This is a genomic window from Photobacterium ganghwense, assembly GCF_003025595.1.
GTDB lineage: Bacteria > Pseudomonadota > Gammaproteobacteria > Enterobacterales > Vibrionaceae > Photobacterium > Photobacterium ganghwense.
The window spans coordinates 242,594-249,477 of sequence record NZ_PYMI01000005.1; the positions used below are offsets into that span (position 1 = coordinate 242,594).

A 6,884-nucleotide genomic window follows, 5' to 3' on the forward strand; every position below is an offset into this window, starting at 1 on the left:
TACGCCTTTAATACATTACGCCTTTGCTGCATTACAATGACAGGTTCGGCCCCAGCCATTTTTCCGCTTCAACCAGATCCCAGCCTTTGCGCTCGGCATAGCTATCACGCTGATCTTCCTGAATTTGTGCCACAGCAAAATAGCGTGAGTCCGGATGCGAGAAGTACCAGCCTGAGACCGACGCTCCCGGCCACATAGCATAGCTGGTGGTGAGTGACATCCCAATGGCTTCTTCGACATTGAGCATCTCCCACAAGGTGCCTTTCTCGGTATGTTCCGGACACGCCGGGTAGCCGGGTGCCGGACGGATCCCCTGATATTTCTCACGAATGAGTTCGTCATTCGACAGGGCTTCGTCCGGCGAGTATCCCCAAATCTCTTTACGCACCTGCTCATGCAGATACTCGGCAAACGCTTCAGCCAAACGGTCAGCCACCGCCTGTACCATAATGGCATTGTAATCATCACCCAGGGCTTTAAATTTATCGGCCAACTCTCGCTCTCCGATGCCGCCAGTAACCGCAAACGCGCCAATCCAGTCCGGCTTCCCGCTGTCCTTCGGTGCAATGTAATCCGACAGGCAGTAGTTATAGCCTTTCGGTTTCTCCGTCTGCTGGCGCAGGTTATACAGCACATGCGCTACCTGGCTACGGGACTCATCGGTATAGACCTCAATGTCATCCCCTGTACTGTTCGCCGGGAACAAGGCACACATGCCCCGGGCCTTCATCAGATCTTCCCGCTCGATGCGATCCAGCCACTCGTTCGCATCCTGGAACAAACGGCGGGCTTCTTCTCCCACTTCCTCATGATCCAGAATGGCCGGGTACTTGCCCATCAGCGACCAGGTCATGAAAAACGGGGTCCAGTCGATATAGTTGCGCAGGATGCTGACATCGAAATCATCAAACACATGAGTACCGGGCTTCGCCGGTACTGGCGGCGTATAGGTTGCCCAGTCAATCGCGACCTTATTGGCTCTGGCCCTCTCCAGCGAGACCGGTTTGGTTCGAGGCTGTTTACGGCTGTGCTGATCCCGGACCCGCTCATAGTCGACATCCAGTTTCTCCACAAACGCCGGACGCAGTTCGTCCGACAGCAACGAGGTACAAACCCCCACCGCCCGCGACGCATTGTTAACATACACCACCGGATGGCGGTAATTCTGCTCAATTTTCACTGCGGTATGCGCCTTTGAGGTTGTCGCACCGCCAATCAACAGCGGCAGTTCAAAGCCCTGGCGCTCCATTTCCTTGGCAACATGCACCATCTCATCCAGCGACGGAGTAATGAGTCCGGACAGACCGACGATATCGACGTTTTCTTCCCGCGCGACCTTAAGGATCTGCTCACACGACACCATGACCCCGAGGTCGATAATGTCGTAGTTATTACATTGCAGAACGACCCCGACAATGTTCTTGCCAATATCGTGGACATCCCCTTTGACCGTCGCCAGCAGAATCTTGCCGTTTGAGCGACCACTCTGTTTCTCAGCATCAATGAACGGTTCCAGGTAGGCCACGGCCTGTTTCATCACCCGGGCAGACTTCACCACCTGGGGCAGAAACATCTTGCCCTCACCAAACAGGTCACCGACCACATTCATGCCGTCCATCAACGGCCCTTCGATCACTTCCAGCGGCCTGCTGGCGTTCACTCGAGCTTCTTCAGTATCCTCGACAATGAACTCCGTGATCCCTTTGACCAGAGCATGCTCCAGCCGTTTAGCGACTGGCCAGCTGCGCCATTCCAGCGCTGCGCCGTCATCCTGCTTGCCAACCCCGTTATCACGGTACTCATCTGCAATGTCGAGCAGGCGCTCGGTCGCATCATCACGGCGGTTGAGCACCACGTCTTCCACCGCTTCACGCAATTTATCCGGGACGTTATCGTAAATTTCCAGCTGACCGGCATTAACGATCCCCATGTCCATCCCGCGTTTGAAGCAGTGATAGAGGAACACGGCATGGATTGCCTCTCGCACATAGTTATTGCCGCGGAACGAGAAAGAAACATTCGACACCCCGCCGGAAATCATCGCATGAGGTAAATCTCGCTTGATGTCGCCAACCGCTTCAATAAAGTCAACCGCGTAGTTATTGTGCTCATCGATACCGGTTGCCACTGCAAAAATGTTCGGGTCAAAAATGATGTCCTCCGGCGGAAAGCCTACTTCGTCCACCAAAATCCGGTAAGCATTGGTACAAATTTCCAGCTTACGCGCCCGGGTGTCCGCCTGACCGACTTCATCAAAAGCCATCACGATCACCGCGGCGCCATAACGGCGGATCAGCTTGGCTTGCTCAATAAACTTTTCTTTGCCTTCCTTAAGCGATATCGAGTTGACGATCCCCTTACCCTGAATACATTTCAGACCGGCTTCGATGACCTCCCATTTGGAGGAATCGACCATGATCGGCACCTTGGAAATTTCCGGCTCTGACGCACACAGATTAAGGAAGCGCACCATGCATGCTTCCGCATCCAACATACCCTCATCCATGTTGATATCGATGATCTGGGCACCGTTTTCCACCTGCTGACGGGCCACATCGAGCGCTTCGTCATACTGCTCTTCTTTAATCAGGCGCTTAAAACGGGCCGAGCCGGTCACATTGGTACGTTCGCCCACGTTCACAAACAGGGTATCTTTTTCGATGATTAACGGTTCAAGACCGGACAAACGGCAGGCAACCGGTAGGTCAGGCAACTGGCGCGGAGCCAGGTCAGCCACCACCTCAGCCATCTGACGGATGTGCTCAGGGGTCGTACCACAACAGCCGCCGACCAGATTCAGGAACCCACTTTGTGCCCACTCCCGGATGTGCGCGGCCATCTCTTCCGGCGAGAGGTCGTATTCACCAAATGCATTCGGCAGACCCGCATTCGGGTGCGCAGAGACGGCACATTCCGCAATGCGGGATAACTCTTCCACATACTGACGTAATTCATCAGGTCCGAGGGCACAGTTAAGGCCGAAGGAAATCGGTTTGACGTGGCGTAAGGAATGGTAGAAAGCTTCAGTCGTCTGACCGGACAGCGTACGACCGGATGCATCGGTAATGGTACCGGAAATCATCACCGGTAGGGATAAGCCCAGCTCTTCGAAAACAGTGTCCACCGCAAAGGCACAGGCCTTGGCATTAAGGGTATCGAAAATGGTCTCGATCAAGATGAGATCGGATCCCCCCTCAATTAATGCCCGGGTCGATTCAGCATAGGCTGCAACCAGCTGATCAAACGTCACATTGCGGTAGCCGGGATCGTTCACGTCCGGCGAAATGGAACAGGTCCGGTTTGTCGGGCCAAGGACCCCGGCCACAAATCTTGGTTTATGCGGTGTTTTTGCCGTCCACTCATCAGCCACCTGCCGCGCAAGGCGGGCAGCTTCAAGGTTAATCTCGGCACTGAGCGCTTCCATCCCGTAGTCTGCCATCGCGATGGTTGTGGCGTTAAAGGTGTTGGTTTCGAGAATATCCGCCCCGGCTTCGAGGTAGGCACTATGGATATCACGAATCAGCTGAGGTTGGGTCAGTACCAACAGATCGTTATTCCCTTTCAGATCCGAGGGCCAATCGGCAAAACGCTCACCCCGGTAGTCTGCTTCCTCCAGTTTATACCCCTGGATCATGGTGCCCATCCCGCCATCGATGATCAGGATTTGCTGCGCCAAACGCTCTTGTATGAATTCCTTACCCTTCAACACCGCACTACTTCCTTATGTAATATTTCACAGCTGAATAACATCCTACCACAGCACAGATGGAAATCTAGACGTCCAAATGCCTTTTCGAAGATTAAATTATGTCGGACAGGTAGGAAAATAGTGATAGATATCAAGGCAGGTTCGCTTTATATTTTGACACAATTTTGCGCTTTACTTTAAATCACCATCGAGGTCACGGGATGTCAGTCTACAGCACCCTCTGCTTCCTGGCGGCGGCAGCCATGCTCATCGCCTTTATCAACAGTAAGATAGGAAAAATGCAGACCACAATCGCCATTACCGCCGGCGCATTGATCCTCTCTTTAGGTATCATCATCGCTGGTCATAATGGCTGGTTCCACCTTGAAGAAATCGCCGCCGAGCAACTGGGAGAAGTCAACTTCGAGAACTTCCTGCTTAAAGGGATTTTAGGCTTCCTTCTCTTTGCTGGTGGTCTCGGGATTAAACTCCCTCACCTCGAAGATCAGAAATGGGAAATCACAATACTCGCCCTGTTCGCTACCCTGTTCTCGACCTTCTTCATCGGCTTTGCCCTCTGGGGGATCTGCCAAGCCATCGGAATCCAACTTCAACTGATTTACTGCCTGCTGTTCGGCGCACTGATCTCTCCTACCGACCCCATCGCTGTACTGGCAATTGTCAAAAAGCTGGATGCTCCCAAACGAATTTCCACCCAGATTGAAGGCGAATCGCTGTTTAACGACGGCTTTGGTCTGGTGATTTTCGTTACTTTGTTCACCATTGCTTTCGGCCATGAAGCCCCAACAGTGCTGGGCGTCAGCCAGTTGTTCCTGCAGGAAGCTATTGGTGGTATTGCCTACGGGTTTGCGCTGGGTCTGTTGTTCCATTATCTGATCAGCTCAACCAACGACCACTCTATGGAGCTGCTGCTAACACTCGGTATCCCAACTGCCGGTTACGCTTTTGCCGAAGTCATCCATGTCTCCGGCCCACTGGCGATGGTGGTTTCCGGGATTATGATTGGTAACTGGACCCGCTATATTGGTTTCTCAAAAGAGAGTGAAGACCACCTCGACCACTTCTGGGAGCTGGTCGATGAGTTCCTCAATGGCGTTCTGTTCCTGTTAATCGGTATGAGTATGCTGCAGTTCCGGTTCCATGAAGAAGACTGGGTACTAATGGTTATCGCCGTGCCTCTGGTACTGCTCAGCCGTTATCTCAGTATCAAGTTTTCCTACTTCGGCTTCCAGCGCTACCGAGACTACAACCCGCTATCGATCAAGATCCTGACCTGGGGCGGATTGCGCGGCGGCCTGGCATTGGCCATGGCCATGGCCATTCCGGCTGGTGTGATGGTTATTCCGGATAAAAACATCGACGTCCGGGAAATCATTCTGGTGATGACCTACGCGGTGGTGGTGTTCTCTATCCTGATTCAGGGCTCAACCATTACCCCACTGATTCAAAAAGCCAAAGCGTGGGAAGCACAGAATCAAAAATAACTAAAGCACCTTGCTGACAACAAAAAAGACCTGCATCAGCAGGTCTTTTTTTTACTCGTCGCGCGTAAAATTGGCCACAGAGAAATGATCCAAATCATACGGTGTCTGCTGGTAAACACAGTAATTAAGCCAGTTAGAAAACAATAAATGTCCATGACTGCGCCAACTGGCTACCGGCGGCTTCTCCGGATTATTGTCCGGATAATAGTTCACCGGAATATTGGGCCCCATACCTTCTCCGACATCCCGGATATATTCATTGTGCAATGTATTGACGTCATATTCCGGGTGACCAGTGACAAACAGATTACGCTTATCCTTGGTCGCGGCCAGATAGACGCCCGCCTGCTCAGAAGTTGCCAGGATATCAAGATCCGTGTGCTCAGCCAGATAATCCGGGGAAAAATCCGCATAACGGGAATGAGGGGCGAGAAACGTATCATCAAAGCCCCGTAGCACAGGGTGATGACAATCATGAATCTGGTGAAAATACACGCCTGACAGCTTTTCTTTGCGGGTTCGTTTCGGCAAATCATACAACAACTTCAAGCCCGCCTGCGCAGCCCAGCACACATACATGGTCGAGGTCACATGCTCCCGTGCCCAATTCATGATTGCTTGTATCTCTTCCCAGTAGAGTACATCTTCAAATTGTACTAACCCGAGCGGCGCACCAGTGACAATCAGCCCATCATAATTCCGGTGCTTCACCGTATCAAACTGGCGGTAGAAGGTATCCAAATGCTCGGTAGGCGTATTCTTCGTTGGACGGTTATCAATCCGCAATAACTCCACATCAACCTGCAGAGGAGAATTAGAAAGCAACCGCATAAATTGGGTTTCAGTTTCAATCTTCTTCGGCATCAGGTTGAGCAGCAAGACTCTCAACGGGCGGATTTCCTGGCTAGCTGCACGCGCTTCCGACATCACAAAGATATTTTCACTGCGCAAGATATCCGTGGCTGGCAGCTTATCAGGAATTTTTATCGGCATCTTAGTTTGCTCCTTAAACGTAAAATCCAGCGAACAATCCCATTAAAAGATGTGTAGACGTCCAGATATCTAACTAAAACTATAGAAGATTAGTCGACCGCGCAAGCAAAAGAAGATTAAAAGATTTAAAGCTGAGTGCCATGAGTTGAATAAAACTCATGATTCATCAAAAAGGGAGATGTGATAAAAAAGAAATGAGAAAGGCTGAAATGAAAAAACCCAGCCATTAGGCTGGGTTTAGGAAGAAGTGTTCAGCAATGTCCTACTCTCACATGGGGAGGCCCCAAACTACCATCGGCGCTACAACGTTTCACTACTGAGTTCGGCATGGGATCAGGTGGTTCCATTGTGCTATTGTCGCTGAACAAAAGCGTGGTGCTAGTACCCAGATTTGAACTGGGGGCCTCACCCTTACCAAGGGTGCGCTCTACCGACTGAGCTATACCAGCACGCAATTCTGCGTTACAAATAAAGTCTTACTATTATTGCTTTACTTGTATGTTCCCATCTTTTTATAAATGATGGAAACTTCAAATAAAACCTGGCGATGTCCTACTCTCACATGGGGAGGCCCCACACTACCATCGGCGCTGCTGCGTTTCACGTCTGAGTTCGGCATGGGATCAGGTGGGTCCACAGCGCTATGGTCGCCAGGCAAATTCTTTGATTCACCGCCCGCAGGCCGCAAATCACAATCT

The 6,884-nt window shown here is 51.5% G+C and carries 3 protein-coding genes, 1 tRNA gene and 2 rRNA genes; 1 reads left to right on the forward strand and 5 read right to left on the reverse strand.

Annotated elements, in window-relative coordinates; genetic code table 11:
• Positions 1–31: 31 nt before the first annotated feature.
• A complete protein-coding gene (gene metH / locus C9I92_RS19040) occupies positions 32–3,709 on the reverse strand; it encodes a methionine synthase (protein ID WP_047887879.1) in 3,678 nt (1,225 codons plus the stop codon).
• A 200-nt stretch (positions 3,710–3,909) separates the two neighbouring features.
• Between metH and C9I92_RS19045 the strand changes: the two genes are divergently transcribed.
• Positions 3,910–5,193: a cation:proton antiporter gene (locus tag C9I92_RS19045; RefSeq protein WP_047887878.1), complete on the forward strand. Its 1,284-nt coding sequence runs from the start codon at positions 3,910–3,912 to the stop codon at positions 5,191–5,193.
• 51 nt (positions 5,194–5,244) lie between these two features.
• Here C9I92_RS19045 and metA read toward each other — a convergent pair whose 3' ends face one another.
• The 4 genes from metA to rrf (C9I92_RS19065) form a co-directional block, all read right to left on the reverse strand.
• Positions 5,245–6,186: a homoserine O-acetyltransferase MetA gene (gene metA / locus C9I92_RS19050; RefSeq protein WP_047887877.1), complete on the reverse strand. Its 942-nt coding sequence runs from the start codon at positions 6,184–6,186 to the stop codon at positions 5,245–5,247.
• 249 nt (positions 6,187–6,435) lie between these two features.
• Positions 6,436–6,551, reverse strand: a 5S ribosomal RNA gene (gene rrf, locus C9I92_RS19055).
• A gap of 8 nt (positions 6,552–6,559) precedes the next feature.
• Positions 6,560–6,635 (reverse strand) — tRNA-Thr (locus C9I92_RS19060).
• Positions 6,636–6,725: 90 nt separating this feature from the next.
• Positions 6,726–6,841 (reverse strand): 5S ribosomal RNA (rrf, locus tag C9I92_RS19065).
• Between the last annotated feature and the right edge of the window lie 43 nt (positions 6,842–6,884).

Excerpts from the sequence above, each read along its gene's own strand:
- metA (WP_047887877.1), bottom strand. The coding sequence starts at position 6,186 with ATGCCGATAAAAATTCCTGATAAGCTGCCAGCCACGGATATCTTGCGC.
- C9I92_RS19045 (WP_047887878.1), top strand. The coding sequence starts at position 3,910 with ATGTCAGTCTACAGCACCCTCTGCTTCCTGGCGGCGGCAGCCATGCTC.